This window comes from Blastococcus sp. HT6-4 (assembly GCF_039679125.1).
GTDB lineage: Bacteria > Actinomycetota > Actinomycetes > Mycobacteriales > Geodermatophilaceae > Blastococcus > Blastococcus montanus.
On sequence record NZ_CP155551.1, the window covers coordinates 2,460,715 to 2,485,261 of the forward strand.

Below are 24,547 nucleotides of genomic sequence, written 5' to 3' on the forward strand. Positions count from 1 at the left end.
GGGCAGCGATGTGACGAGCGTCGACCCATCTGCCGCCCGTGTCAACATGCGTCGATCCGTCGGCGAACGCAGGGTTACGACCACGCGCCCGACGCGCGGGTGGGACCTTCAGATGCGGTCGCCGTGTCTCGCGTACCGCCCCAGACGAGGCATGCGGCGCCGACCACGACGACGCCGGCCAACCCTGCGCTCCATCGGGGGCCGAGGACGTCTGCCCCCCATCCGAGCAGTGGCGATCCGAGCGGTACCCCGATGATCAGAGTGGTCGTGAACAGGGCGGAGACCATGCCGCGCACGTCGTCCGGCACGACGACCTGTACCAGCGCGTTGCCCTGAGCAGCCATGAAGATCGCCGCGGCACCGCTCAACACGAGGACGGCCAGGTAAGAGGCGTAGTTCGGCGCCAGGCCGGACGATCCGGCGGTGGCGCCGCACGCGAGCGTGGCGAGGGCCAGCGACCCGGAACTCGGAACCCGGCGCCGCAGGGTCGTCACCAAGGCTCCTCCCACGGCGCCGACGGCCAACGCGAGCGCAGCCAGACTCACCTCCGGTGGCCCCCCGCCGAAGACGTCGTCGACCATGAGGGCGGACAGGGTGGTGAGGTTGGGCCCGACGACGCCACCGAAGCCGACGAACCAGAAGGCCGCCCGCAGCCGCCGGTCGTCGCGGATCGACCGCAGTGCTCGCCGGAGACCGCCGCCCCGTGGCCCGCTCCGCCGGGCGCCGCGCACCCCCGGCGTCACCAGCACGGCGGTGAACACGCCGAAGAGCGCGACGCAAGCCACGAAGACGGATGCCAGCCCGAACGCTGCGGTCAGCGCGGCGCACAGGGCCGGCCCGATGACCCGCCCGAGTTGGGTGGTGACGACGACGGCGCCCACGCCACGGGACAGCTGGGGTGGCGGCAGAATGTCAGCGACCGTCGACAGCCGCACCGGGTGGTCGAACGTGGCCGCCAGACCCAGTGCGGCCGCGAGCGCGAGCGACTGCCACGCCACGTACGAGCCGAGCAGGACCCGCGCACCTTCGACGGCTGCGACCGCGGTCATGAGGATCTGCCCCGCGAGCAGCAGCCGGACTCGGGGGACCCGGTCCGCGAGCGCCCCGATGGCCGGGCTGAGCAGGATCACCGGCGCCATCTGCAGGGCGGCCAGCAGCCCCAGCGTCCAGCCGGAAGCGCCGGGCACCTGGAGCAGGACGAGGGTCTGCCCCAGCCGGAGCATCCACACGCCGACGCCGGAGGAGAGCGCTCCGGCGGCGAAGACCAGGAAGTCACCGCGCAGCACCGCCTCGGCACCGTCCGCCGGGACTCTGCGGAGCGAGAAGCGCGTCAGGGCCGCATCAGAGGTCGAACAGGGACTGGGCGGAGCCTGAACGGACCGCTTCCCCCTCGTCGGATTCGAGGGCGTTCAGCATCTCGGCGAAGTAGGCCATCCGCTCGACGTCGTTGTTGTGGGGGTAGTCGCTGCCGTACATCACGTGGTCGGCACCGAAGGTGTCCACCGTGAGGCGGAGCGCCCCCGGGGAGAAGGCGAGGGAGTCCGCGTAGATCTGGTGCAGGTAGGCAGACGGCGGCTTGGCCGCCGTGGTCGGGTACTTCTCCAGCCGTCCGATCACGAACGGCAGAGTGCCGCCGGCGTGCGCGCCGATGACACGCAGCTTCGAGTACCGGTCGAGGAAACCCGTGGCCATCATGCGCTCGATCGCGAGGGTGGTGTCGAAGTGGAAGCCCACGGCATTGCTCATGCCCTGTTGCGCGATCTCGTAGATCCCGAGCGGCGCGGTCGGGTGGATGAACACCGGCAGCCCGCTCCGCTCGACGGCGTCCCAGACGCGCGTGAACCGCTGGTCCACGATCGAGACACCGTCGATGTTCGACAGGATGCCCACACCTACGGCACCCATGTCGATCGCCCGCTCGAGCTCCCCGATCGCCGCCTCGGGAAACTGCCACGGCAGGGTGGCGATGAACCGGATGCGGTCGCCGTACCGATCGTGGGCGGCGGCGAACTGGTCGTTCATGTGCTGGGCCGCCTTGAGCGCGAGCGGCTCGCGGCCGAGGTTGGCCTGGGGACAGCTCAGGGACAGGATCGCCACGCTGACGCCCGCCTCGTCCATCTTCGCCAGCCGGAGGTCGTAGTCCATCATCGCCGGGGTGGGCATCATGAACCCGTACGGCAGGTCCTTGATGCACACGGCCGGAAGACCGGTCGTGCGGGCGAGCTGAGTGTCTTCCCTGAGCTCGTACTTGGAATCGGACTGACCGATGAAGGAGACGTACTCCTCGGTCAGCATGTGCGTGTGGACGTCGATCAAGGTCATGGACGCGTACTCCGATCACTCTTGCCGGTGGACGATGGGTCGGTCCGCGCAGGATCGAGGCCGTCGACGAACCGCTCGAGCGCACGACGTGCGGACTCCTCACCCCCTGTCGAGAGGTTCTCGATCGGGAGACGGAGCACGGGGATGCCGGCCTTCTCCAAGCTGCGGAGGACGAAGGGGTCGGCGTCGGCGATGGCCACGGCCGCGTCGACGGCGTGCTGGCGGGCCTCCTTGACGTGCCAGGCGCCGGCCCAGGTCGGCATGCGGAGTTCGTCGCCCATGGTCACGAACCGGCTGGCCAGCGCGCGGAGCGGATCCTGCCCCTCTCCGCACTGCCGCTCGTAGCCGTCGGCGGCGAGGCCCAGGTACATCGACCACACGAACACGGCGCCGTGACTTTGCTCGAGATGCTGATAGAGGGCGGTATCGCCCCACAGGCCTCGCCCGACCCACATGAGGCGCAGTTGTTCCCGCGGTACGACACCCTCCCCACGGGAGGCGCGGTCGGCGAGCTCGTCCCGGAGCGACCGTGCCGCGTCGCGAGCCCACTCCGTACCGCGGTGCCACTGCGGCACCATCGTCGCGGGCATCGTGTCGACGACGCCGGCGGGAGCCGGGACGGTCGCGGCCAACAGGTCCCGCGCCTCGCGGTAGTAGGCGGCCTGCTCGTTGGCCAGTGCCAGGACCTCGGCGAAGCGCGACTCGTCGAAGCGCCGCCCGGTCTGGGCCTCCAAGCCACGGACGACGCCGACCATCTCGTCGCGGAGCAGGTCGAGACGCTCGGCCTCGAGGGTCTCCTCCCACTGCTGCGGCAGCTGGTTCCACCAGTCGACCGGGATGCGCCAGCGCGTCTCCGCCGACCGCTCGAGAGGGTAGTACCTGGCCCCCGTCTCGCGGGCCCACGCCGTGTAGATCCGATGAGTGGGCGCAGTTCCGAGGGTGGCGCCCAGAATGTCGGGAGCCGGAAGACCGCCCCACGGCTGTTCGTCCGCGAGGTGGCTGGCCAGGCCCTGCGTGCTGTACGCCTCGACCCGGGTGCTGTACCCGGCGGCCTCGAGTGCCGCCCCATTGCTGGCCGTGAGGCGCTTGGCACCGACGATCGAGGACCACCACTGCGTGACCACGTACGGGATGTCCATCGCACGCAGGATCTCGTGCGGGTAGTCCGCACCGACGACCGCGAACGGCTCGCCGGCGCGCACCCGCGCGGTGACCTCCTGGAACCATTCCCGCTGGTAGGACGAGAACTCGTCGGTGACCGCGAGGACCTTGCGTGACCGCGGCACCGTGCCCGCAGCACTGGCGCCAGGGGTCGGACGAGCAGGCGGAGGCGTCGACTGGCCGGTCACCGTGGCGGCCGGGATCGTGGACCCGGCACGGTTGTCGTCGATGTGCCACGAGCTCCCGAATTCCTCGGCCCGGGCGCTGTGCGGAGCGCCCGCGAGCGTGACGACGGCCATCTCCCGTGGCGCCATACGGGTCAGGCGAGCGGCGTCCCACGCGGCGACCTCGTCCCCGTCCCAGGCGGCGTGGACGATCGTCTGCACGTCGTGGTCGCGCGCCTGCGCGACCAGGGCGTCGACCACCAGGCCGTCCGAGGCCGCGCTACGGCCCGCGTGGTCGAGCACTCTGTCGGCGATCGCCCCGATCGGGTCCGACGGGACGTGCGTCCAGCCGTCCGTCTCCCCCTGGTCGTGGGCGCCCAGCACCACCAGACCGTCGCGCTCCAGTGCGCGGTACAGCCACGGCTCCTCCTGGGTGCTGCCCGACAGGATCAACCGCCTCGAGGCGCCGTCCGGAGCAGGTGCCGAGGCGAAGCTCTCGTCCACCAAGTCGCGAAGGAGCGCGAGATGGCGAACGGGACCGAGCGCGGCCCCCGCCTGGCGCGCCACGATGGCCGCATGGCCGGTGAGCCGAGCCCCCGACGAGCAGCGCTCGTCCCGCACGACGCGCAACAGCGCATCTCGCGCGGCGAAGACCTCGCACGCCGCCTGCACCGACGCGGGCGTGATCTCCCGGCCCGCGACGCTGGACAACCACGAGATCGCGGCCGCAAGGCGGCGACGGCGGTAGACCGCGGAAGTCCGGTGGGTGAGGCCTGGCAGGTCGAGGTAGTGGCAAGCGGGCAACCGGACCTCGCCGCCGCGTTCCAGTTCCCGGAGGACGCTGAACACGCGGACGTCCTCGGTGGTGCTTCCTGCCATGAGGATCGCCGCCGGCGCAGACCCGAGAGCGAGGATCTGCTCGAGATGCGAGCGTCCGCGCCAGCCCACCCGGACGTCTCCCGCCACCTCATCGAGGATCGGCGTCGGACTGTCCGGATCCGCCACCAGCTGTACCGGCGCCAGCCCTCCGGCGAGCACCAGTTCGCCGGGGGCCGGGTGTCCCACCAGGAGGACCGTCGACGAGAGGTCGGGCCAGGACTCCGGACGTCGCCGGGCTGCATGCGCGGCAGCCAGTGACGCGAAGGGCGACCCAGCCATCAGATGGCGCCCTGTTCACGCAGGAACGTCATGCGCGCCTCGTCGTAGCCGAGGAGTCGCCGGTAGATCTCATTGTTGTGCTCGCCCAGCCGCAGCGGCAGGACGTCGTCGAACCCGGTGGTCCCGACGGTGAACGTGATGGGGATGCCCGCCGTGTGCAGGTTCGCCGTGGCCCCGTGGATGGGGTGCACGACCGGCTCGGTCTCGCCCCGGCTCGTCACCAGTGGGTCAGCCACGGCCTCGACGGGTTCCCGTACGAGCGCCGCGGGGACGCCGTTCGCCTCGAGCCGCGCGAGGACCTCAGCCGTCGACAATTGCCGCGACCAGTGCTCGATGAGCTTCTCCAGCTCCTGCGCGTTGGCCACCCGCCGGTCCCGCGTGGCGAAGCGCTCGTCATCGTCGAGCTGCGGCTCCTCCATCGCCGCGAACAAGCCGGTCGCCAGCTTGTCGTGCACGGCGACGATGGCGACGAACCCGTCGCTGCACTCGAAGACGCCGAACGGGGACAGGCGGTGCACCGTCCGTCCCGTCCTCGCCTCCATGCCCGCCTCGGCCATGGCAGCCCAGTTCTCGATCGCCACGAACGAGGTGAGCGCCCCCAGCATCGAGACGTCGACGCGCTCCCCCTCGCCCGTCCGGTGCCTCCGCTCCAGCGCGGCCAAGATGCCGATGACCCCGAAGACCGGAGCCAGCATGTCGGCGACGGGGATCCCGAGCCGGACCGGCGGATCGTGCGGCTCACCGCTGGTGTACATCACGCCGCTGAGCGCTTGGACCAGCACGTCCATGGCTTTGCTGCCCTCGCGGACGTCCTGCCCGAACCCGCTCAAGGAGCAGTAGATGACCGCGGGGTTGACCGCGCGGGCGGACTCGTAGTCGATCCCCAGGCGTCGTGCGGTGCCTGCGGCAAAGTTCTCCACCACGATGTCGCTGGAGGCGACCAGCTCTCGGAAGATCTCCGGGGCCAGCGGGTGCTTGAAGTCCAGGGTGATGCCCGACTTGCCGCGGGCGCGAGTCAGGTGGGACAACGACACGTCGTCGGGCAGGCGTCGTTCGACGACCACGCCGTCAGCGCCGAGGTACGGGCTGTTCTCCCGAGCCAGGTCCCCGCCCCGCGGGTCCTCGACCTTGACGACCTCGGCACCGAGACCGGCCAGCAACAGGGTCGCGTACGGACCGGCCAGCGCACGCGTCAGGTCGAGCACCCGTAGGCCGGCCAACGGGCGACGGTCCTCCGGCCCAGCCCCATGATCGTCCAGTTCTGCGGTCATCACACGCCCTCCGAACCGCGTCGCGGGCCCTCGGTCACCCAGGCCTGGAGCGGAGCGGCTGGCCGCTCACGCGTGGTCTGGACGGGGACCCGTTGTGGCGCTCACCATAGTGCAGTCTCGTTACGAGGGTCTAGGATTCTGCACAACCTTGGGCCTGGGGTTCGTCGCCGTCCTCCCACCTCGGCGGGACGGGCTGATCTCGCGATGCGCCTTGCGGACGCTCGTCGCCACGGTTGCACTAACATGGCGTGAGCGCGCGTACGCAGTCGCGCCACGTCAGGATCATGGAGTTCATTCATCGTGCGCCCAGACGCGGACATCACGGGCAACGGGCCGCACGACGGCGCAGCGGCCCGGCAGTCCGGCGACGGGCTACGGCCGCAGACGCTCCTGTTCACCTTCCTGGGTCGTCACGCTCTCGATTACCCGGGTGCCGTGTCCTCGAGCATTCTCATCGACGTGCTCGATGAGCTGGGCGTCTCCCTGCAGGCGGCGCGTTCCACCATCACGCGCATGGTGAACCGCGGCCACCTGGAACGACACCGAGCGGGTCGTCGGGCGTACTTCACCATCTCCCCGTCCTTGAGGACCGTGCTGGGGGAAGGCGAGAACCGAATCTTCCGGGTGCCTGTGCGCGAGTCCGGTGACGAGACGTGGACTCTCCTGAGTTTCTCCATCCCGGAGAACGAGAGAGCGGTGCGGCACAGTCTCCGCGTCGCCCTGTCGTGGAACGGCTTCGGACTCCTGCGCAGCGGGTTGTGGATCGCGCCGGGCGTCGTCGACATCTTCGCGACGCTGGACCGCCTCGAGCTGCGTGATCGGGTGGACGTCTTCCACGCCCAGCCGGCAGATCCCACCTACCTGACGCGGGTGTCCCGGGAGGTCTGGGATCTGCCCTCGATCGCCGAGCGCTATCACCGCTTCATCGATGCGTGGCGGTCGTTCGAGCCGGGGCCGGACCGTCACCTGACCACGCGCCTGCAGCTCATCACCGAGTGGCAGCAGACACTCGTCGACGACCCAGAGCTGCCGGTGCGGCACCTTCCCGACGACTGGCCGGCGGTGCCGGCCTATGAACTGTTCCTGCGGCTACACGAGCGCCTCAGCCCGGGCGCCGAGAAGGAGTTCGCCCGGCTGCTGGAGCGCGGGGAGGCCGGACTGCTCCTCGACGCGATGAACGGGGACCCGGACGACGGCTCGGCCCTCGCCGACGAGCCGGCCCCGGGCCCCACCGGCGAGGAGGCTGCGCACCCCTCCGCCCCGACCGCGTAGGAGACTCCGCCCCGACCGCGTAGGAGACCTGGACACGCGCCGGACAGGGCGTGACGCGCGCACGAGAACCGGACCACGAAGAGCCAGCCCTAGCCGGCGACGACGCGACCGTCCCTGTGCGCATAGGTCGTCGACAGGCCGGCGCGCTCGCCGGACCGCCGGATGTAGTCCACGACCGTTCTCGCCAGCTCTCCCTCGGCCGGGACGGGTTGCGCCGTCTCGTCGATCCAGCAGGGGAGAAACCCTGCCTCGACCCGCCCGTCCGGAGCCACTCGCACGGAAGCGAGCATCGTGTGACGACTCTCCGGGTGGAAGGCGTAGTAGTCCGGCATCCGCGGGTCCGGCTGGAAGCCGAACAGTTCCAGTCGACGCTGCGCCCACGAGTCCTTGCCCCCCTCGTGACGCGTGGACAGCACAGGGGTCACCGTGACGAAGTTGCCCAGTCCGTGATAGATCGGGCGGTCGCGGTACAGCTCGATCCCCTGCGTGACGTGCCCATGGTGACCGAGGACGACGTGCGCGCCCGCGTCGATCGCCGCGCGTCCGAGCTGGACCTCGTAGGTCGCGAGCGTGGCAGGTACGTGCACCAGCCCCTTGTGGAACGACACGACCACGACGTCGACCTCGTCACCGAGACGAGCGACGTCGCCCTGCATCGCCCAGAGACTCCGCGGTTCGGCGACCGTGAAGACCTCCGGTTGAGCCCCCGGACTGGCGTAGTCGAGCTCATACGCCGTCAGGATGCGCACGTACGCGCAGCCGGCCTTGGAATCCGTCGCCCAGGTCGACGTCGGCCCTACCGCGTTGTAACTGAGGAACCCGATGCGCCGCCCCCGGCGTTCGACCGTCACCGGCCGCCGCGCGGCCTCCAGATCCGGACCCGCGCCGACGGGAAGGATGCCCCGGGCCTCGAGAGCAGCCCTGGTCTCCGCTATCCCTGAGGCGCCGCAGTCGTAGACGTGGTTGCCCGCCAGTGTGGCGACGCCGATGCCGACATCGCGCAGGACGTCCAGCCGCTCGGTCGGGAGGCCTGGTCGCCCCTGGAGGTCCGGCGTATCCGTGTGCGGCACCTCCACGTGCCCGACTGCGACATCAGCAGCGCGAAGGTGCTCCGCGCAGGCCCCGAAGAGCCGGTCGGCGTGCGGTATCCCTAGGACGAGGTCACCCGTCCCGACGATGGTGAGTTCGTCGGTTGCCGTCATGCCGCCGCCGCGAATCGCTGGAGGAAGTTCCGCAGGCGGTCGGTCTCGGGATTCGCGAAGATCTTCTCCGGCGGCCCCTGCTCCACGATCCGGCCGGCGTCCATGAAGACGACGCGGTCCGCCACGTCACGCGCGAACTGCAGTTCGTGCGTCACGACGATCATCGTCATCCGTTCACTCGCGAGCGACTTGATCACGTTCAGTACCTCGCCGACGAGTTCCGGGTCCAGTGCGCTGGTCGGCTCGTCGAAGAGCAGGAGCCGCGGCCTCATGGCGAGCGTCCGGGCGATCGCGACACGTTGCTGCTGTCCACCGGACAGCTCCCGGGGATAGGCACCGGCCTTGTCGGCGAGCCCCACCCGGTCCAGCAGCTCGCGCGCGCGCTCCTTCGCCTCGGCCGGAGAGAGACCCAGCGCACGCACCGGCGCTTCCCAGACGTTGCGCTCGACGGTGAAGTGAGCGAACAGGTTGAACGACTGGAAGACCATGCCCATGCGGCGGCGTTGAGCTCCGATCCTGGAATCCGGGAGCCTGCGCAGCACGCCCCGACGATCCAGGCGGAAGCCGAGCAGCTCGCCGTCCAGCTCGATCGATCCGGCGTCGATGCGCTCGAGCTGGTCGATGCACCGGACGAGGGTCGACTTGCCGGACCCCGAGGGCCCGATCGCGACGACGACCTCACCTTCTGCGACCTCCAGGTCGACCCCGTCGAGCGCGCGGACGTCGCCGAACTGCTTCTCCAGACCGTGCGCGCTGAGGACCTTCGACATCTGAGTCACCTGCTCCTGTTCCTGCTGCCGTCAGTAACCGCGCGAGAAATGACGCTCGAGCCACGACTGCACCATGGTGAGGATCGCGACCAGGACGACGTACCAGATGATGGCGACGATGAGCAGCGGAACCACCTCGAACGTTCTCGTGTACACCGTCTGGACGGCGCCGAGGAGGTCGGTCATGGCGATGACGCTCACCAGCGACGTGCCCTTCAGCATGCTGATCATCTGACTCCCCATCGGCGGGAGGATGATCCTGGTCGCCTGCGGGAGTCGGATCCGGAAGAACGTGTCCCGCCACGGAAGGCCGAGCGAGCTCGCCGCTTCCAACTGTCCCCGCGGCACGGACATCAGACCCGACCGGATGATCTCGGCACTGTAGGGGCTGTTGTACAGGGACAAGCCGATCACCGCAGCAGTCCAGGGCGAGATCACGTCGTTCGCGTCCCAGTTCCCGAAGGACGGCCCGAAGGGAATCCCGACGGAGAGAACCGGAAGGAGGTAAGCGAGGTTGAACCAGAAGAGGAGCTGTACGAGCGGCGGCACGCTCCGGAAGAGCGCGATCCAGCCGCCGGCCATCATGCGCAGCGGGAAGTAGGAGCTCAGCCGAGCCAGGCAGACGAGGGTTCCCAGGGTCACACCGATGGCCATACCGATCAGGGTGAGGATGATCGTCGTGCGCAGTCCGTCCAGGACCGGCTCGGCGAACATGTACTCGGCGACGACATCCCATTCGAGACGCTCGTTGCCGACCAGGAACGCCACGAGCTGGGCGACCACGACCGCGGAGACGGCCCAGGCCAGCCAGAGGCTCGGACGCCGGCGCTCCCGCCCGTTCCTCGCATCGATGGCGACGAGGGGATCGCCCTGGGTGTCGCCCGGTGGTCCGGCGACAGGAGTCGACCGTGCCGACTCGGACCTCGGGGCACTGCCGACGCGCAGCCGACTCATGTCCTGACCTTTCGCCTCATGGCCATGGGTGACGACAGGCGCGGTCGGCGCCGACTCCGGCGCCGACCGCGCTCGAGGATCAGAAGGGGTTGAAGGTCGGCTCGTCGATCACGGCCTCTTGCATGTTCCACTCCGTCATGAGCTCTTCGTAGACGCCCTGCTCGAAGAGCTCCTCGAAGACGGCCTGCATGGCCTCCCCGACGCCCGACCCCGCGGGGGCGACGCCGCCTGTCATGTCGGGGGTCCCGGTGTCCTGGCTCACCACCTCGTACTCGCCCTCCCGCTGGAGCTGCGTGTAGAGGTTGTCGGCCAGGTTGGCGCCGTATGCGTCCGCCCGACCCGAGTCGACCGCCAGCCGAGCGCCCTCGCCGACGAGGGGCAGGGGCTCGATGGGCTCCTGTCCCCCGGCCGCGCACTCCTCGTTGAGCTTATCGACGAACATCTCCATGGCGCCGCCCTCTTCGAAGGACACCGTCAGCCCGCAGAGGTCCTCCACCCCGGAGATCTCGTCGGCGCGGTCGGCACTGAACAAGTAGGACGGGTTGGTGCTGAGCCACACGACGAAGTCGAAGTCCTGCTGCCGCTCAGCGGTGGCCCGCAACCCGCCGACGAAGAAGTCGGCACGCCCGGACTGCAGTCCGAGCAGGACGGACTGCAGTCCGTCCGCCGGGAGGAATTCGATCTCCAGATCGAGGATCTGCTCGGCTGCAGCCTCGATGTCGGGACCCAGGCCGGTGAACTCACCGGACGCACCCTCGATGTAGAAGGGCGGCTTCGCGGCCGCAGTCCACACCATGTGCCCCCGCTCCCGGATCTCCTCGGGGACGAGCGCAGCTGCCTCCTCCGAGTACTCCGCCTGAATCCCGCCGGCGGTTTCCTCCGCGACCTCGGCGCCGGCGCCCTCAGGATCGGTCGAATCGTCGGAGGCGCCTCCGCCGCAGGCGGCCAATCCGAGCATGGCCGAGATGGCGACAGCTGCTGGGAACTTCCTCATCGATGCTCCTGTCTGATGGCGACGCCCGACGCGCCGCAGGGAAAGCCGTCCGCCGATCGAGATGTGATTTGGACCTCAGGGCGTGCTTGCGACGTTAGTCGCATTCCTCGCCGACCGTCAAGAATCCGCCGCATGTCCGCGCGGCGCGGTGGGCGGTCTCGACACGGTCCAGCGCCGGCAAGCCGTAGCTGTCGGACGGATGCCTCGCCCACCGGGGGCCAACCGCTGCCCGGCGACGGGGGGCGTGCGAGTCCGACGGCCGGAAGCATCGACCGGCTGACCGGCTGACCGGCCGGCGTCGCCGGCGAGCAGGTTCCCGCCGATCACCCGCTGCACCGACGCTTCCGGGCGGTACGGCCAGGATTCGCGGCGTGCTCCCGAGCGCGTCCTGGGTCGTGCCGTTGCCGGCGGCGGCAATGCGGAGAGCTTCTACTCCTGGCCCTGCGGCGAGGAGGTGCCGACCCCTTCCGCCACGGGGACCGTGTCGAACTCTGCCGCGGCGGCGCGCGCCTGGACCTCGATCTCGGCGTGCAACCGGTGGAACAGCGCCTGGGCCCGCTCGGCCGGCCAGGGCGCGGGCAGCAGCTCGACCGGCAGTCGCGGTTCGTGGCGCAGGGCCAGCCGCCACTCCTCCTGCAGGACCAGCTGACGCGCCAAGGGGTCTGCGTATGCGCGGTCGGCGTCCCCGCCGTCCCACCGCTCGATGAACCGCTCGTACCGCCGCGCGAGGTGCGGGACGTCCCAGACGTCGCGCACCATCGCGGCGACGTCGAGCCCCTGGTGCGGCTGGGCGAGGAAGGGCCGGACGTGCCTCTCTGCCTCGAGCCCCGAGAGCAGCCGTTCCACGTCCACCGGGGACGGAGCGATCCAGAGGCCGCCCTGGAGTGGCCCGAACCCGGCCCACAGCAGACGAGTCCGCAGCTCGTGCCGTTGCCGCTGCCACGACTCCGGGAGCGTGAAGCTCAGCAGGGTCCACCGCCCGTCCCAGTGACGGTTGACGGCTCCCGTCCGCCAGATGCGGGCGTAGCCGTCGTTCAGCACGTCGACCGATCGTGGGGTGAGCCCGTAGTACACCGGCCGACCCCGCCGTCGGCTGACCAGACGGCCCTTCTTCACCATGCGCGCGAGGGCGGAGCGGGTGGCGTGCGGTGAGACGCCGACCCGGCGCATCGCCTCGACGATGCTCGTCCCGGCGAGCAGCACGGGACGACCGAGCAGGTGGGCTCCGAAGAGCGTGAGCAACAGGTTCTCCGGCCGCAGGGCGACGGCGTCCGGCGCGCCGGCTCCAGCGCGCACGGCGGCGTGGACCGCGGGGGCCACCATGGCCTCGTCGACGGGGTCGAGGCTCACGAGCGGGTAGCCGCAGAGCTCGGCGTGTTCATCGGAGGCATTCTCGCCCAACCGACGCCGACGCGACGACGGCCCGCACGTCCTCGGACGTGCGGGCCGTCCCGGTTCACCCGTACGGCGTCACGTCAGGGCGGACCGGGGCCCACCTCGCGGGTGGGCCCGTGCGCCGCCGGGGCCCACCCGCGACCGCCGGCTCGTGCGGTGGCCCGACGTGTCAGGGCGCGCCCAGCAGGGAACGGATCTCCGCGGCCTCAGCCTCGGGCACGGGGGTCGGCCGCACGAAGTCGGTGACGTTCTCCGCGTACGGGGAGATGGCGTCGGAGACCTCGTTGAAGTACGTGTTGCCCTCCTCGGAGAGGAGGTAGTTGGCGAACAGCTTCCCGGCGTTCTGGCACGGGCTGTCGGCCGAGAGCCCCAGGGCGATCTCCGGGCCGGTGGTGGGCGCCAGCACTGCGGACTCCACAGGGGCACCGGAGCCCTGCAGGCTCGCCACGATCGCGGCGACACCCGGGAAGCCGAGCGCCCCCTCACCCGCCGCGACGCCCTGGGTGGCCGGGACCGCGCTGTTGTACCAGGTGGGCTCGTTGGCGGCGACCGCCTCGAGGAACTCGTCCCCGTACTCTTCCCGCATGAGGGCCCAGAAGGACAGGTTGGCCGGTGAGGAGGTCGGCTCGGCGAAGAGCAGTTCGCCCTTGTTCGCCGGGTCGCCGTACGCCTCCCAGGAGTCGGGCGCCTCTTCGAGGAGATCGCTGTTGTAGACCATCTCCGTCGGGACCAGGCTCACGACCGGCGTCGCCCCGTCGTCCGCGGTGTACTCCTCGGGGAACTCGCCCGGGAAGGCCGGGGTCTCCGCCTCGTCGACCGGTTGCAGCCAGCCCTTGCTCAGCGCGTCGGCGTAGAAGGGCGACGACGTGAGCAGGATGACGTCGGCCGCCTGGGCGCCCGCCTCCGCCTCGGTCGAGAATCGCTGCGTCAGGTCGGCGGAGACGAGACGGATGAAGGACACCGGGACGTCGTACTGCTCGGTGAACGCGTCGGTCACCGCCTTGAGGATCGTCTCGTCCGGTGCCCCGTAGACGGTCAGGCAGTTCTCCTCCTGCGCCGCCGAGATCAGCTCCTCGAGCTCCGCGGAAGTCTCGAGCGTGGGCGCGGCGACGTCCTCGGTCGCGCTGTCGTCGTCCCCTCCCCCGCCGCACCCGGCCAGGGTCAGGGAGAGGGCGAGACCCGCTCCGATGATGGCGCTGCTGTTCCGGCTGGTACGCATGTCCTGTCCTTTCGTCTGCGGCTCTGCCGCGGGGTCGCGATGGGATGGCGGTGCAGGTCGCCGCAGCCCGAAGGCCGCGGGGTGTGCGGTCTTCAGCTGGGGCGGACGTCGGCATGCACAGGCCCACCCCCCTCGCGCGCGGGTCGCCGCGGCAGCAATCGGCGCTCGATGGACTCGCTGGCGGTCCCGTCGATGCGGGCCGGGCCCTGGTTCCCGGGGTCGGCATCGTTCGCCCTGCGCCCGCCGTAGGCATCGCCACGGGCCACGGGGCACGCCGAGAGCGGGCGCGCGAGCGTCGCGAGCGCGTCGTCCGGTGCACCCCACTCGAGCGGGTCGACGTCCGGACCGGGCCAGTCCTCCGCCGCGCTCATCGCGCCGGCACCGGGATCGTCTGGAGGAGCGACGCCGCCTTCACGCGGGCCTGGACCTCGGTCTCGGCGTGCAACCGGTGGAACAGTTCCTGGGCACGCTCGGCCGGCCAGGGCGCCGGCAGCAGCTCCACCGGCAATCGGGGATCCTGGCGGATGGTCCGCAGCCACTCGGTCCCCAGCACGAGCTGGCGCCCCAGGGCGTCGGGGTGCGCCAGGTCGGCGACGTCGCCGTCCCAACGGTCGATGAAGGACTCGTACCGCTCGGCCAGCTGTGCCAGGTCCCAGGCGTCGGCCACCATCTCGGCGACGTCGGCGCCGTTGCCCGTCGTGGCGAGGAAGGCGCGCACGTGCCGAGCGGCCGCCAGGCCCTCGAGCAGGCGCGCGACGTCCACCGCGGCGGGTGCGATCCAGAGACCGCCCTGGAGGGGGCCGAATCCTGCCCACAGCAGTCGAGAGCGCAGCTCGTGGCGCTGCCGCTGCCACGATTCGGGCAGCGAGAAGCTCAGCAGCGTCCAGCGCCCGTCCCAGTGCCGGTTGACCGCGCCGCTGCGCCAGATCCGCACCGCGCCGTCGTTGAGGACCTCCTCGGACCGGGGCGTGAGCCCGAAGTACACCGGACGCCCCTGCCGCTCGCTGACCAGCAGGCCCTTCTTCACCATCCGGGACAGGGCCGATCTCGCCGCGTGCGGGGAGACGCCGACCCGCTGCATGACGTCCAGGACGCCGGCCGAGGCCACCATGACCGGGCGGCCGAGGAGATGGGCCCCGAAGAAGGTCAGCAGCAGGCTCTCGGGGCGGAGGCCCGGGTCCTCGGCAACGGTCAGTCCAGGCCGGTCGGCAAGGGTCGGCACGGTCATCAGACGCCCCCGACGCGGGCAGTCACACCGAGCTTGGACTTCCGTCGGGTGTAGGCGAGGACGACGACCAGCACGGTGGCCGTGATGAGGACCAGCACGGTCGACAGCGAGGCCAGCAGCGCGAACGAGCCGCTGGTGAAGACCTCCAGGATCCGGAAGCCCACGACCGGGTTCGCCGTCCCCGCCAGGATCGCCGACGCCGTCAGGTCCCCGACGATGCGGATGAACAGCAGCGCCCAGCCTGCGACGAGTCCGGGAACCATGAGCGGCAGGTAGATCTGCCGGAACGTCCGGGACGGCGCCGCGCCCGACACCGCGGACGCCTCCGGCAGTTCCTTGCCCACTCCGCTCACCGCCGCGTCGGCGGCGATGGACGCCTGCGGCAGGTACAGCGCCAGGTAGCCGATCAGCAGAATGAACAGCGTCCCGGTGAGGTGGAACGGCGCCCCGGCAAGGAGCAGCAGGATGCCGACGGCGATGACCATGTTGGAGATCGCGGCGGGCAGCTTGACGGCGGCATCGATGCCCTTCGCCAGGAGCGTGCGGCGCCGGGAGACGTAGAGCGCGATCATCGCCGCGCCGATGATCCCGATCAGCCCCCCGACGAGTCCCAGCCCGAGGCTGTTGCGCAGCGCCCGCAGCGTCGTCGGATCGTCGAACACCGACTGCTGGAGGGCCTCGAAGCTCAGGTTGTCCCAGGCGATGTTCGGCGTCCAGAAGCCGTTCAGCGACACGAGGACGAGGGCGACGATCGGCAGGATCGTCGAGACCACCACGTAGCCGAGGACCATCAGCCGGGCCGGCCACTTCCAGGCGCCGAGGTCGATCGTCTTCGCCCGGGCGCCCTTGCCGGCGACCGAGGCGTAGCGACCGCGACGGAGGATCCGCGCCTGCAGCCAGTAGGCCAGCCCGACGAAGAGGACGACGAATCCGCTGAGCCCGATCGCCACGTCGGTCTGCGGCGGGAAGGTGAAGGTCAGCAGCTCCACGATCCGCACGGAGACGACGTCGATGCCCGCGGGCGTGCCGATGATCGCGGGGATGGAGAACATCCCGACGCCGAACCAGATGGCCAGGAGCAACCCCGCCCCGAGGCTGGGCGCCACCGCCGGGAGGGTGACCTTGCGCAGCGTCCGGAACATGCTGGCACCGCTGAGACGGGAGGCCTCCTCGAGTGCCGGGTCGAGGTTGCGCAGGCCGGCCGAGGCGTTCATGAACACGAACGGGACGGCGTAGAACGCCATGACCAGGATCAGGCCGTACCAAGAGTTGATGTCGAACGGACCCTCGCGCATCTCCACCCCGAAGATGCCGACGGCGTCGCGGATCCAGTCGTTGAGGAGTCCGGCGCGGGGCGACAGGAGCATCGTCCAGCCGACCGCACCAGCGACGGGCGGCAGGAGGAAGGGCAACAGCGGCAGCGCGTCGGTGAGCAGGCCCATCCGCGCATTGGTCCGCTCGTTGAGCCAGGCGAGGAGCACACCGATGACGAACGCCAGCGCCGAGCTGACGAGCACCAGGATGAGGGTGTCGCGCAGGAGCGACCCGAGGTCGGGAACGGCGAGAGTCCGGCGGATCGGCTCCATGGTCAGCTGCCCGTCGACCCAGAAGAGGCGGGTCAGCACGCGGCCGAGGGGGATCACGACGATGCCGATCAGGACGGCGGCGATCAGCAGGGTCACGGCGTCGAACGGCCCGGGGAGCCTCCGGGACAGCCGTGCCCGTCGCGTGCGGGGCCCAGCGACGGCGGTCGCACTGCTCATGGCGCAGGAACCGGCGTGCGTGCGGCCGCGGGCACCTCGGCCTCGTCGGACGACGAGCCGGCGGGGAGGATGCGGACGTCCTCCGGCGGCACGGAGACCCAGGCCGCCGAGCCCGCCTCGACGATGTCGGCGCGGGGGCTCCACAGCCGGACGTCGGTCTCGGACTCGCCGACGGCCACCAGGTACTCGGTGTGCGAGCCGACGAAGAGTGACGCCTTGACCCGGCCGGGCCACCGGTTCACGCTCTGCGGCTCCTCGCGGCCGAGCAACCCGCGTTCGGGGCGCCACATCGCCGCCACCCGGTCACCGACGGCGACGTGCCGGCCGTCCGCCGTCCCCACGAACCGTCCGTAGGGCGTGTCCACGACCACGCTCTCGCCGTCCACCGTGGCCACCGTGCCCACGACCTCGTTGATGGCACCGATGAACTTCGCGACGTACCGGGTGGCCGGCCGGTGGTAGATCTCCTGGGGACTGCCGAACTGCACGATGCGGCCGCTGTCGAGGACGGCGATCCGGTGTGCCAACTCCATGGCCTCGGTCTGGTCGTGGGTCACGAAGAGCGCCGAGAACCCGAGCCTCCGCTGCATCGAGACCAGCTCGAAGCGGAGTTGCTCGCGGACCTTGGCGTCGACGTTGGAGAGCGGTTCGTCGAACAGGACGAGTTCGTCGTTGTTGACCAGGGCACGGGCCAGCGCGATCCGCTGCTGCTGACCGCCGCTCATCTGGCCCGGGTACTGCTTCTCCAGCTCGCCGACGCCGACCAGCTCGAGTGCCTCGCGGACCCGCCGGGTCACATCGGCCTTCGAGACCTTCCGGCTCTTGCGGCTCAGGAGCGGGTAGGCGACGTTCTTGAACGCCGTCATGTGCGGCCACAGGGCGTACGACTGGAAGATCATGCTGATATCGCGGCGCTCGGGCGGCACCTCGATGGATCCCTCCGAGGAGAAGTGCGTGCGCCCGGCGATGGAGATGGAGCCCTCGTCGGGGGTCTCCAGGCCGGCGATGCTCCGCAACAGCGTGGTCTTCCCGCACCCACTGGGGCCGAGCAGCACGACGAAGTCCCCCTGAGCCACCTCGAACGAGACGTCGTCGATGGCGTTGACGATCGCCCCGTTCTGCCTCCGGAAACGCTTCACCAGGTTCTTCACCTCGACGACTGGCGTCGCCGAGACGGTTGGCATGTCCAACGTCATTGCTTTCGCCCGCCTGTCTCGCGATCGACCGTTTCAGCGCTCAGGGATGTCGCGTATGCGGGTGGAGCCCTGCACAACGGCAACAGGAGGTGACCCGCATCACCTCGTGGCTCCGCGCCATGGTTGCCGGATCGGTTACGACCGTCAAGAAGGTGGCGAAATAAGTTGCCTCCGGTCTAGGGTCGACCGGACCGGACGTGCACGACGCCCCACCCACCCCCGGATCAGTCCGGCGGAGACCGGGACGCCAGCACCTGGAACAGCCCTGCAGGTCGGACCCGACCGGGCCGCTCCTGCTGCTCCCCTTGGACGAAGGCGGACACCATGACGCACCCCCAGGACGTCGACGCCCACGCCGGCGACGCACGTCGCGCCGACAACGACTTCGATCCGGTGCGCCCGGGCGAGACGTTCACGAGCGCGCACGAGGAGTACGCCGAGCTGCGCGGCCGCTGTCCCGTGGCCCGCAGCCAGGAGTACGGGGGCTTCTGGGCGGCGATGGGCTACGACGAGGTGCTCGAGGTGATCACCGACATCGAGCACTTCACGACGTCGAAGCAGAACGCGATCCCGAAGTTCGCCTTCACCGGCGTCCGACCGCCGCTGCACCTCGACCCGCCGGAGCACATGGCCTACCGGCGGGTGATCAACTCCTTCTTCACACCGCCCAGGATGCGGCAGCTCGAGCCCAAGGTGCGTGAGGTCGCGGTGGAGCTGCTCGACCCGCTGCTCGACGCGCGCTGGGTCGACGTCTGCAAGCAGTACGCGCACAAGTTCCCTGCGCACGTGTTCGCCCACTTCTTCAACCTGTCGGTCGACGTCTCCGAGGAGATCAAGAAGGTCAGCGGCACGTACGTCGACGCGATCCAGGTGCTCGACCACGAGGTGGTCAAGAAGCTCAGCCGGCGGCTCTACGAGATCGCGCAGGACATCATCGACGAACGCAGGTCGGGCGCCTACGACTCCGCCGAGGACCTGACGGCGGCGCTGCTGGCGGCCGAGTACGAGGGCGCGCCGCTGCCGGCGGACATGGTGCTCGGCTGCGTCCGGCAGCTCATCGTCACCGGCATGGTGGCGCCGAGCGTGTTCACCGGGAACATGTTCGTCCACCTGTCCCGCGACCCCGCGCTGCAGGACCGGCTGCGCGCCGAGCCCTCGCTGATCCCCGCGGCGGTCGAGGAGTTCCTCCGGCTCTACTCGCCCTACCGCGGCATGGCCCGCACCGCGCGCGAGGACGTCGTCCTCTCCGGTCAGCTGATCCGCAAGGACGACCCCATCGCGCTGCTCTACACGTCGGCCAACCGCGACGAGCGGGTCTTCCCCGACGGCGAGTCCTTCGTGCTGGACCGGCCGAACATCGACAAGCACATCTCGTTCGGCCGGGGCACCCACAGCTGCCCGGGCGCACCGCTGGCCCGGATGATGATGCGGATCACCCTGGAGGAGGCGCTGGCCCGGAGCAGCAGCTTCCGGCTCGCCGGCGAGCCCGAGATGGCCATCTGGGCCGAGTGGGGCACCCGCTCGGTCCCCCTGGACTTCGTCCGCGCCTGACCCCGCGCCCGACGAAGGGACTTCGGGCGCGGAAAGTCCCTGGATCAGGCGGAGGTGCCGCGGAGCTCCTCGAGGATCGGCGCGGCCACCTTGAAGGCGTGGTTGGCGGCCGGGACGCCGGCGTAGATCGCCGCGTGCTGGATGACCTCGCCGATCTCCTCGTCGGTCAGCCCGTTGTTCACCGCGGCGCGCACGTGCAGCGCGAACTCGTCCCAGTGCCGCAGGGCGATCGTGATCGACAACGTCATCAGGCTGCGGTCGCGGCGGGCCAGCCCCGGGCGCTGCCAGAGGTCGCCCCACGCGGTGCGGGTGATGAAGTCCTGGAAATCGGCGGTGAACGGCGTCGTGTTCGCGACGGCGCGGTCGACCCACGCGTCCCCGAGCACCTCGCGCCGGGTCCGCATGCCCGCCTCGCGCCGGGCGTCGTCGGTGTTCGGCTCGCTCATCGCGCGCTCCCGGCGGCGTCGAAGTGGGCGAGCAGCGCAGCGGTGATCTCCGACGGCTGCTCGATGTTCGCCAGGTGCGCGCCGGGGCTGACGGTGAGCAGCCGCGCGCCGGGGATCGCGTCGGCGATGGCGCGCTGGTGCTCCGGCGGGGTCGCCGGGTCCTCGGCGCCGGAGATCACCAGGGTCGGGGCGGCGATCGTGGGCAGGTCGGCGCGCAGGTCCATGTCGGCGATCGCCTCGCAGCAGCTCGCGTACCCCTCGCCGTCGGTGCCGGCCACCATCTCCCGCAGCCGGGCGACGACGTCGGGGTTCGCGGCGGCGTACTCCGCGGTCACCCACCGGCTGACGACGGTGGGCGCGAGGACGCCGGTGCCCTCGCCGCGGGCGGTGCGCGCACGGTCCAGCCAGTTCTCCCGCGGACCCAGCAGCGCGGAGGTGCAGAGCAGCGCCAGCCCGTGCACCCGCCCGGGGTCCCGGGCGGCCAGCCGCATGCCGGTCATGCCGCCCAGGGACAGCCCGGCGACGTGCGCCCGGCCGACCTCCAGCTCGTCGAGCAGGGCCAGGAGGTCGTCGGCGAGGTCGTCGAGGGAGTACGGCCCGGCCGGGGCCGGGGACCGGCCGTGCCCCCGGGTGTCGTAGGTGACCACGCGGAACCGCTCGGCGAGCGCGGGCACCTGAGCCGCCCACATCGCGCGCGTGGCGCCGAGCGAGTTGGAGAGCACGACGACGGGCGCGTCGGGCGGCCCGTCGACGGTGTACGAGACGGTGACGGCGCTCATCGTTCTCCCTGGGTCAGGCGGGTGTGCTCGGCGAGGACGGCGTCGACCTGCGGACCGGCCTCGCCGACGTCCGGCCCGGTGCCGAGCAGCGCGGAGACGTCGACGTCGTCGCGCTCGGCGAGCACGTCGGCCAGCGGGCGGCCGGTGGCGGCGGCCTGGCGGACCGCGGCCGCGGCCTCGTCGTGGGCGGCGCCGGGGCCCAGCGCCGGGGCGAGCGCCTCGGCCAGCGCGCCGGCGAGCTGGGGGTCGCGCGCCGCGGCGACGGTCGCGGCCATCCGGTCGACGTCCGGGCGCAGGCCGGTGAGGCTCTCGACCAGCCAGGACGCCGCCGACCCGGTGGTCACCAGCAGATCGGTCAGCGTCGGCCACTCGCTGTGCCAGGCGCCGGCGGCCCGTTCGTGCTCCTGCTCCATCGCGGCCAGGAGGGTGGCGACCAGCCCGGGCGCGCGGCGTGCGCAGGCCCGGGCCGAGATGGCCGCGACGGGGTTCCGCTTGTGCGGCATGGCCGACGACCCGCCCCGGCCCGCGCCGCTCTCGGCCGCCTCGGCCACCTCGCTCTGGGCCAGCAGGACCAGGTCGACGGCGATGGTGGCGAGCACCCCGGCCGTCGCCCCGAGCGCGCCGGCGAGGTCGGCGATCGGCAGCCGGACGGTGTGCCACGGCACGTGCGGCGGGACCAGCCCCAGCTCGGCCGCCAGAGCGGTGCGCACCGCCATCCCCGATCCGTCGCTGGCCGCCAGGGTGCCGACCGCTCCGCCGTACTGCACCGGCAGGGAGGCGACGACCTCGGCCAGCCGCAGGCGGGCGCCGTCGAGCCCGGTGAGCCACCCGGCCGCCTTGAGGCCGAACGTCGTCGGCAGCGCCTGCTGCATGAGGGTGCGCCCCATGACGACGTCGTCCCGGTGCGTGCGGGCCAGGCCGGCAGCCGCCTCGGCGGCGAGCGCGAGATCGGCGTCGAGCACGGTGATCGCCCGGCGGGCGAGCAGCACCAGCGCGGTGTCGACGACGTCCTGGCTGGTCGCACCGACGTGCACCGCCCCGGCGTCGCGCTCGCCCACCGCGTCCTGCAGCACGCGCACCAGCGGCGGCACCGGGTTGCCGGCGTCGGCGGCCCGCGCGACCACGGTCGCGAGGTCGAGGCCGGACGGGTCACCGCAGGCCGCCGTCACCGCGTCGGCGGCCGTGGTGGGCACCAGCCCGGTGGCCGCGGCGGCCCGCGCGAGGGCGGCCTCCACGTCGAGCAGCGCGGCGAACCAGGCGGGATCGGAGACGGCCGCCGCCACGCCGCCGCGGGCGAACGTGCCGCTGAAGAGGCCTGTCACGCCTCGTTCCTACCCGACGGGTGCCCTGTGCAGCCGCTCATACCGCGAAGAAGACCGTCTCGCGGTCCCCCTGCAGCCGGACGTCGAGCCGGTAGCCGTCCTCGGTGGGGACGGCGATCAGCGTCTCGCGGGCAGCGTCGTCGGGCAGCGAACGCAGGACGACGTCCTCGGCGTTGGCCGCGGCCTCGTCGGCGAAGTAGATCCGGGTGACGACCCGGTCCAGGATGCCGCGGGCGAAGACGCTGACGTCGATGTGCGGCGCCTGGAGGCCGCCCTCTCCGTCGGGGACCCGGCCGGGCTTGAGGGTGTGGACGGCGAACTCCCCCGTGAGCGTCTGCGCGCGGGCGTAACCGCGGAACCCCGGGTAGGACGCGGCCCCGCGCGGGTCCTCGGGCGAGGCGAACCCGCCGTCCGGGTCGGCCTGCCAGGTCTCGATCATCGCGTCGGGGACGACGTCACCGGCGCCGTCGAGCACCCGCCCGCGGATCCAGATGCCGCCCTCGGCGCCCTCGGCCGCGGCCCACTCGCCGTCCGGCCAGGTCAGCCCGATCGCGAGGTAGGGCCCGACCGTGGCGCTCGGGGTCGTGCCGAGCCGCAGGGGTTCGGTGAGGAAGCCGGTGCCGCGCTGCCCGGAGCTGGGCCGGAACGGGACGGCGGGGTCCGGGGGGACGTCCAGCGGGTTCACGCCACACCACCCGCGCGATTCCGCGCCTCGGTCGCTGGCGCTCCCTGCGATGCTCCCTCGGCTGTCATCACGCCACGTCTCCGTCGTCGTCGGTCTCGAACGGCGTCTGCTCGGTCCCGCGCAGCACGATGTCCCACTCGAAGGCGAGCGCCCAGTTGTCCTGGGTCCGCTCGAGGGAGTAGCGGCTGACCGCGCGGTGCCGCGCCGCGGGCGGGATCGCGTTGTAGATCGGGTCCTGGCCGAACAGCGGGTCGTCCGGGAAGTACATCTGCGTCACCAGCCGCTGGGTGAACGCGCGGCCGAACAGGCTGAAGTGGATGTGCGCGGGGCGCCAGGCGTTGTGGTGGTTGCCCCAGGGGTAGGCGCCCGGCTTGATCGTCATGAACTCGTAGCGGCCGAGGCTGTCGGTGACCACCCGGCCGAGCCCGTCGAAGTGCGGGTCCAGCGGCGCGGGCCAGTTGTCCACCACGTGCCGGTAGCGGCCGGCGGCGTTGGCCTGCCAGACCTCGACCAGCGCGTCGGGCACCGGGCGGCCGTCGCTGTCGAGCACCCGCCCGTAGACCAGGATCCGCTGGCCCACGGCCTCGCCGCCGTTCCGCAGGGTCAGGTCGGCGTCCTCCGGCGCCACCCGGTCCTCACCGAGCACCGGCCCGGTGATCTCGGTGAGCCGGTGCGGCAGGTCCACCGGCGTCCGCAGCGGCGCGCGCAGCGCGGTGCTCCGGTAGTCGGGGAAGCCCACGGGCGTGCGCAGGGCGGCGGGCTCGCGCACGTACCGCGGCAGGTGCAGGCCCCCGGCCGATGTGGTCCCGGTCATGCCGGGAAGGTACGGCCGCCGGGCTACGCTCCCAACCCCACGCTTCCACTGGACGGGAGGAAGTCCGCATGGCCGGTCGCACCGCCCAGCCGGGCCGCTCGGTGACCTCCCGGGCCCTCGGCATCCTCGACGCCTTCGGCAGCGACGCCCCCCGGCTGTCGCTGTCGGAGATCGCCGAGCGCACGGGCACCCCCCTGACGACCGCGCACCGGCTGCTCGGCGAGCTCACCGGGTGGGGCGCGCTGATCCGGCGGCCCGACGGCCGCTACGAGATCGGCCGCAAGCTCTGGGACCTCGGGCTCCTCGCACCGGTCCAGCTCGAGCTCCGGCAGGTCGCCGCCCCGTTCATGCTCGATCTGCACACCACCATCCGCGACACCGTCCACCTCGCCGTCCGGGAAGGGCTCTCGGCGCTCTACGTGGAACGGATCTCGGGACGGGAGTCGGTCCCGGTGGTCAGCCAGGTGGGCAGCCGGCTGCCGCTGCACGCGACCGGCGTCGGGAAGGTCCTGCTCGCCGCGGCGCCGGACGAGGTCGTCGGGCAGACGCTGCGCTCGCTGCACCCGATCACCCGGCACACCGTCGTGGACCCGGCGCGGCTGACCCGCGAGCTCACCGAGATCCGCCGCCGCCGGTACGCCCGCACCTGCGAGGAGATGTCGCTCGGCGCGGCCTCCATCGCCGTCCCGGTGCAGGTGGAACGGCCCGGCGGCCCGCTGGCCGTCGCGGCCCTGGGCATCGTCGTCCCACCGAACCGGCGGGACCTCGCCCGGCTCGTGCCCGCGCTCGAGATGGCCGCACGCGGCATCGGTCGCGCACTCGCGCGCTCCCAGGAGTTCCACTGACCGGAAGCATCCGGTTCCCCTGACCGTCCGACGAGG

General features: G+C 71.5%; 21 protein-coding genes. 3 read left to right on the forward strand and 18 right to left on the reverse strand.

From position 1 onward, the window contains the following. Positions 1-74: 74 nt before the first annotated feature. From ABDB74_RS11885 to ABDB74_RS11900, 4 genes are all read right to left on the reverse strand, one after another. Complete coding sequence (locus tag ABDB74_RS11885) at positions 75-1,286, reverse strand: MFS transporter (protein WP_346618730.1); 1,212 nt, start codon at positions 1,284-1,286, stop codon at positions 75-77. A 55-nt stretch (positions 1,287-1,341) separates the two neighbouring features. Next, positions 1,342-2,322 carry an amidohydrolase family protein gene (locus tag ABDB74_RS11890; RefSeq protein WP_346618731.1) on the reverse strand — a complete coding sequence of 327 codons (981 nt, stop codon included), beginning with the start codon at positions 2,320-2,322 and terminating at the stop codon, positions 1,342-1,344. Further along, positions 2,319-4,712, reverse strand: coding sequence for a 2-hydroxyacyl-CoA dehydratase family protein (locus ABDB74_RS11895; RefSeq protein WP_346618732.1), 2,394 nt, complete (start codon positions 4,710-4,712; stop codon positions 2,319-2,321). The genes ABDB74_RS11890 and ABDB74_RS11895 overlap by 4 nt, the downstream gene beginning before the upstream one ends. A 92-nt stretch (positions 4,713-4,804) precedes the next feature. After that, positions 4,805-6,025, reverse strand: coding sequence for a CoA transferase (locus tag ABDB74_RS11900; RefSeq protein ID WP_346618733.1), 1,221 nt, complete (start codon positions 6,023-6,025; stop codon positions 4,805-4,807). Positions 6,026-6,376: 351 nt separating this feature from the next. Here ABDB74_RS11900 and ABDB74_RS11905 point away from each other — a divergent pair, with 351 nt between their 5' ends. Then, positions 6,377-7,348, forward strand: coding sequence for a PaaX family transcriptional regulator C-terminal domain-containing protein (locus ABDB74_RS11905; RefSeq protein ID WP_346618734.1), 972 nt, complete (start codon positions 6,377-6,379; stop codon positions 7,346-7,348). Positions 7,349-7,437: 89 nt separating this feature from the next. Here the strand turns inward: ABDB74_RS11905 and ABDB74_RS11910 are convergent, their stop codons facing one another. The 9 genes from ABDB74_RS11910 to ABDB74_RS11950 all read right to left on the reverse strand — a co-directional run bounded on the left by ABDB74_RS11910 (position 7,438) and on the right by ABDB74_RS11950 (position 18,057). Next, positions 7,438-8,550, reverse strand: a complete 1,113-nt coding sequence (locus tag ABDB74_RS11910; RefSeq protein WP_346618735.1) for a CapA family protein — start codon at positions 8,548-8,550, stop codon at positions 7,438-7,440. Beyond that, entirely contained in the window at positions 8,547-9,320 is a 774-nt protein-coding gene (locus ABDB74_RS11915) for an amino acid ABC transporter ATP-binding protein (RefSeq protein WP_346618736.1), read from the reverse strand. Before ABDB74_RS11915 ends, ABDB74_RS11910 begins: the two co-directional genes overlap by 4 nt. Positions 9,321-9,350: 30 nt before the next feature. Next, the gene (locus ABDB74_RS11920; protein ID WP_346618738.1) at positions 9,351-10,274 is read right to left on the reverse strand and encodes an amino acid ABC transporter permease; all 924 of its coding nucleotides are present in this window, start codon (positions 10,272-10,274) and stop codon (positions 9,351-9,353) included. 79 nt (positions 10,275-10,353) lie between these two features. Then, positions 10,354-11,268: a transporter substrate-binding domain-containing protein gene (locus tag ABDB74_RS11925; protein ID WP_346618740.1), complete on the reverse strand. Its 915-nt coding sequence runs from the start codon at positions 11,266-11,268 to the stop codon at positions 10,354-10,356. Positions 11,269-11,697: 429 nt separating this feature from the next. Next, entirely contained in the window at positions 11,698-12,618 is a 921-nt protein-coding gene (locus tag ABDB74_RS11930; RefSeq protein WP_346618742.1) for a PaaX family transcriptional regulator C-terminal domain-containing protein, read from the reverse strand. Positions 12,619-12,832: 214 nt separating this feature from the next. Continuing rightward, on the reverse strand, positions 12,833-13,882 hold the full coding sequence (locus ABDB74_RS11935) for an extracellular solute-binding protein (RefSeq protein ID WP_346618743.1): 1,050 nt from the start codon (positions 13,880-13,882) through the stop codon (positions 12,833-12,835). 367 nt (positions 13,883-14,249) lie between these two features. Next, positions 14,250-15,110, reverse strand: coding sequence for a PaaX family transcriptional regulator C-terminal domain-containing protein (locus tag ABDB74_RS11940; protein ID WP_346618745.1), 861 nt, complete (start codon positions 15,108-15,110; stop codon positions 14,250-14,252). Next, positions 15,110-16,792, reverse strand: a complete 1,683-nt coding sequence (locus ABDB74_RS11945; RefSeq protein ID WP_346618746.1) for an iron ABC transporter permease — start codon at positions 16,790-16,792, stop codon at positions 15,110-15,112. Before ABDB74_RS11945 ends, ABDB74_RS11940 begins: the two co-directional genes overlap by 1 nt. A gap of 77 nt (positions 16,793-16,869) precedes the next feature. Continuing rightward, a complete protein-coding gene (locus tag ABDB74_RS11950) occupies positions 16,870-18,057 on the reverse strand; it encodes an ABC transporter ATP-binding protein (RefSeq protein ID WP_346618747.1) in 1,188 nt (395 codons plus the stop codon). Positions 18,058-18,393: 336 nt separating this feature from the next. Here ABDB74_RS11950 and ABDB74_RS11955 point away from each other — a divergent pair, with 336 nt between their 5' ends. Next, positions 18,394-19,620: a cytochrome P450 gene (locus tag ABDB74_RS11955; protein ID WP_346618748.1), complete on the forward strand. Its 1,227-nt coding sequence runs from the start codon at positions 18,394-18,396 to the stop codon at positions 19,618-19,620. A 44-nt stretch (positions 19,621-19,664) separates the two neighbouring features. Here ABDB74_RS11955 and pcaC read toward each other — a convergent pair whose 3' ends face one another. The 5 genes from pcaC to pcaH all read right to left on the reverse strand — a co-directional run bounded on the left by pcaC (position 19,665) and on the right by pcaH (position 23,666). Beyond that, positions 19,665-20,066 carry a 4-carboxymuconolactone decarboxylase gene (gene pcaC / locus ABDB74_RS11960; protein ID WP_346618749.1) on the reverse strand — a complete coding sequence of 134 codons (402 nt, stop codon included), beginning with the start codon at positions 20,064-20,066 and terminating at the stop codon, positions 19,665-19,667. Continuing rightward, on the reverse strand, positions 20,063-20,845 hold the full coding sequence (gene pcaD / locus ABDB74_RS11965; protein ID WP_346618750.1) for a 3-oxoadipate enol-lactonase: 783 nt from the start codon (positions 20,843-20,845) through the stop codon (positions 20,063-20,065). The genes pcaC and pcaD overlap by 4 nt, the downstream gene beginning before the upstream one ends. Further along, positions 20,842-22,167 carry a 3-carboxy-cis,cis-muconate cycloisomerase gene (pcaB, locus tag ABDB74_RS11970; RefSeq protein ID WP_346618752.1) on the reverse strand — a complete coding sequence of 442 codons (1,326 nt, stop codon included), beginning with the start codon at positions 22,165-22,167 and terminating at the stop codon, positions 20,842-20,844. The genes pcaD and pcaB overlap by 4 nt, the downstream gene beginning before the upstream one ends. A gap of 37 nt (positions 22,168-22,204) precedes the next feature. Beyond that, complete coding sequence (gene pcaG / locus ABDB74_RS11975; protein ID WP_346618754.1) at positions 22,205-22,852, reverse strand: protocatechuate 3,4-dioxygenase subunit alpha; 648 nt, start codon at positions 22,850-22,852, stop codon at positions 22,205-22,207. Positions 22,853-22,919: 67 nt separating this feature from the next. After that, entirely contained in the window at positions 22,920-23,666 is a 747-nt protein-coding gene (gene pcaH / locus ABDB74_RS11980; RefSeq protein WP_346618755.1) for a protocatechuate 3,4-dioxygenase subunit beta, read from the reverse strand. A gap of 68 nt (positions 23,667-23,734) precedes the next feature. On the opposite strand from pcaH, the gene ABDB74_RS11985 reads away from it, so the two are divergent. Continuing rightward, a complete protein-coding gene (locus ABDB74_RS11985) occupies positions 23,735-24,511 on the forward strand; it encodes an IclR family transcriptional regulator (RefSeq protein ID WP_346618756.1) in 777 nt (258 codons plus the stop codon). The last annotated feature ends 36 nt before the right edge of the window (positions 24,512-24,547 follow it).

Bases quoted from the DNA above. Each gene is read 5' to 3' on its own strand.
- ABDB74_RS11890 (WP_346618731.1), bottom strand. From the start codon at position 2,322: ATGACCTTGATCGACGTCCACACGCACATGCTGACCGAGGAGTACGTC.
- ABDB74_RS11910 (WP_346618735.1), bottom strand. From the start codon at position 8,550: ATGACGGCAACCGACGAACTCACCATCGTCGGGACGGGTGACCTCGTC.
- ABDB74_RS11915 (WP_346618736.1), bottom strand. From the start codon at position 9,320: ATGTCGAAGGTCCTCAGCGCGCACGGTCTGGAGAAGCAGTTCGGCGAC.
- ABDB74_RS11920 (WP_346618738.1), bottom strand. From the start codon at position 10,274: ATGAGTCGGCTGCGCGTCGGCAGTGCCCCGAGGTCCGAGTCGGCACGG.
- ABDB74_RS11925 (WP_346618740.1), bottom strand. From the start codon at position 11,268: ATGAGGAAGTTCCCAGCAGCTGTCGCCATCTCGGCCATGCTCGGATTG.
- ABDB74_RS11935 (WP_346618743.1), bottom strand. From the start codon at position 13,882: ATGCGTACCAGCCGGAACAGCAGCGCCATCATCGGAGCGGGTCTCGCC.
- ABDB74_RS11940 (WP_346618745.1), bottom strand. From the start codon at position 15,110: ATGACCGTGCCGACCCTTGCCGACCGGCCTGGACTGACCGTTGCCGAG.
- ABDB74_RS11950 (WP_346618747.1), bottom strand. From the start codon at position 18,057: ATGCCAACCGTCTCGGCGACGCCAGTCGTCGAGGTGAAGAACCTGGTG.
- ABDB74_RS11955 (WP_346618748.1), top strand. From the start codon at position 18,394: ATGACGCACCCCCAGGACGTCGACGCCCACGCCGGCGACGCACGTCGC.
- pcaC (WP_346618749.1), bottom strand. From the start codon at position 20,066: ATGAGCGAGCCGAACACCGACGACGCCCGGCGCGAGGCGGGCATGCGG.
- pcaD (WP_346618750.1), bottom strand. From the start codon at position 20,845: ATGAGCGCCGTCACCGTCTCGTACACCGTCGACGGGCCGCCCGACGCG.
- pcaH (WP_346618755.1), bottom strand. From the start codon at position 23,666: ATGACCGGGACCACATCGGCCGGGGGCCTGCACCTGCCGCGGTACGTG.
- ABDB74_RS11985 (WP_346618756.1), top strand. From the start codon at position 23,735: ATGGCCGGTCGCACCGCCCAGCCGGGCCGCTCGGTGACCTCCCGGGCC.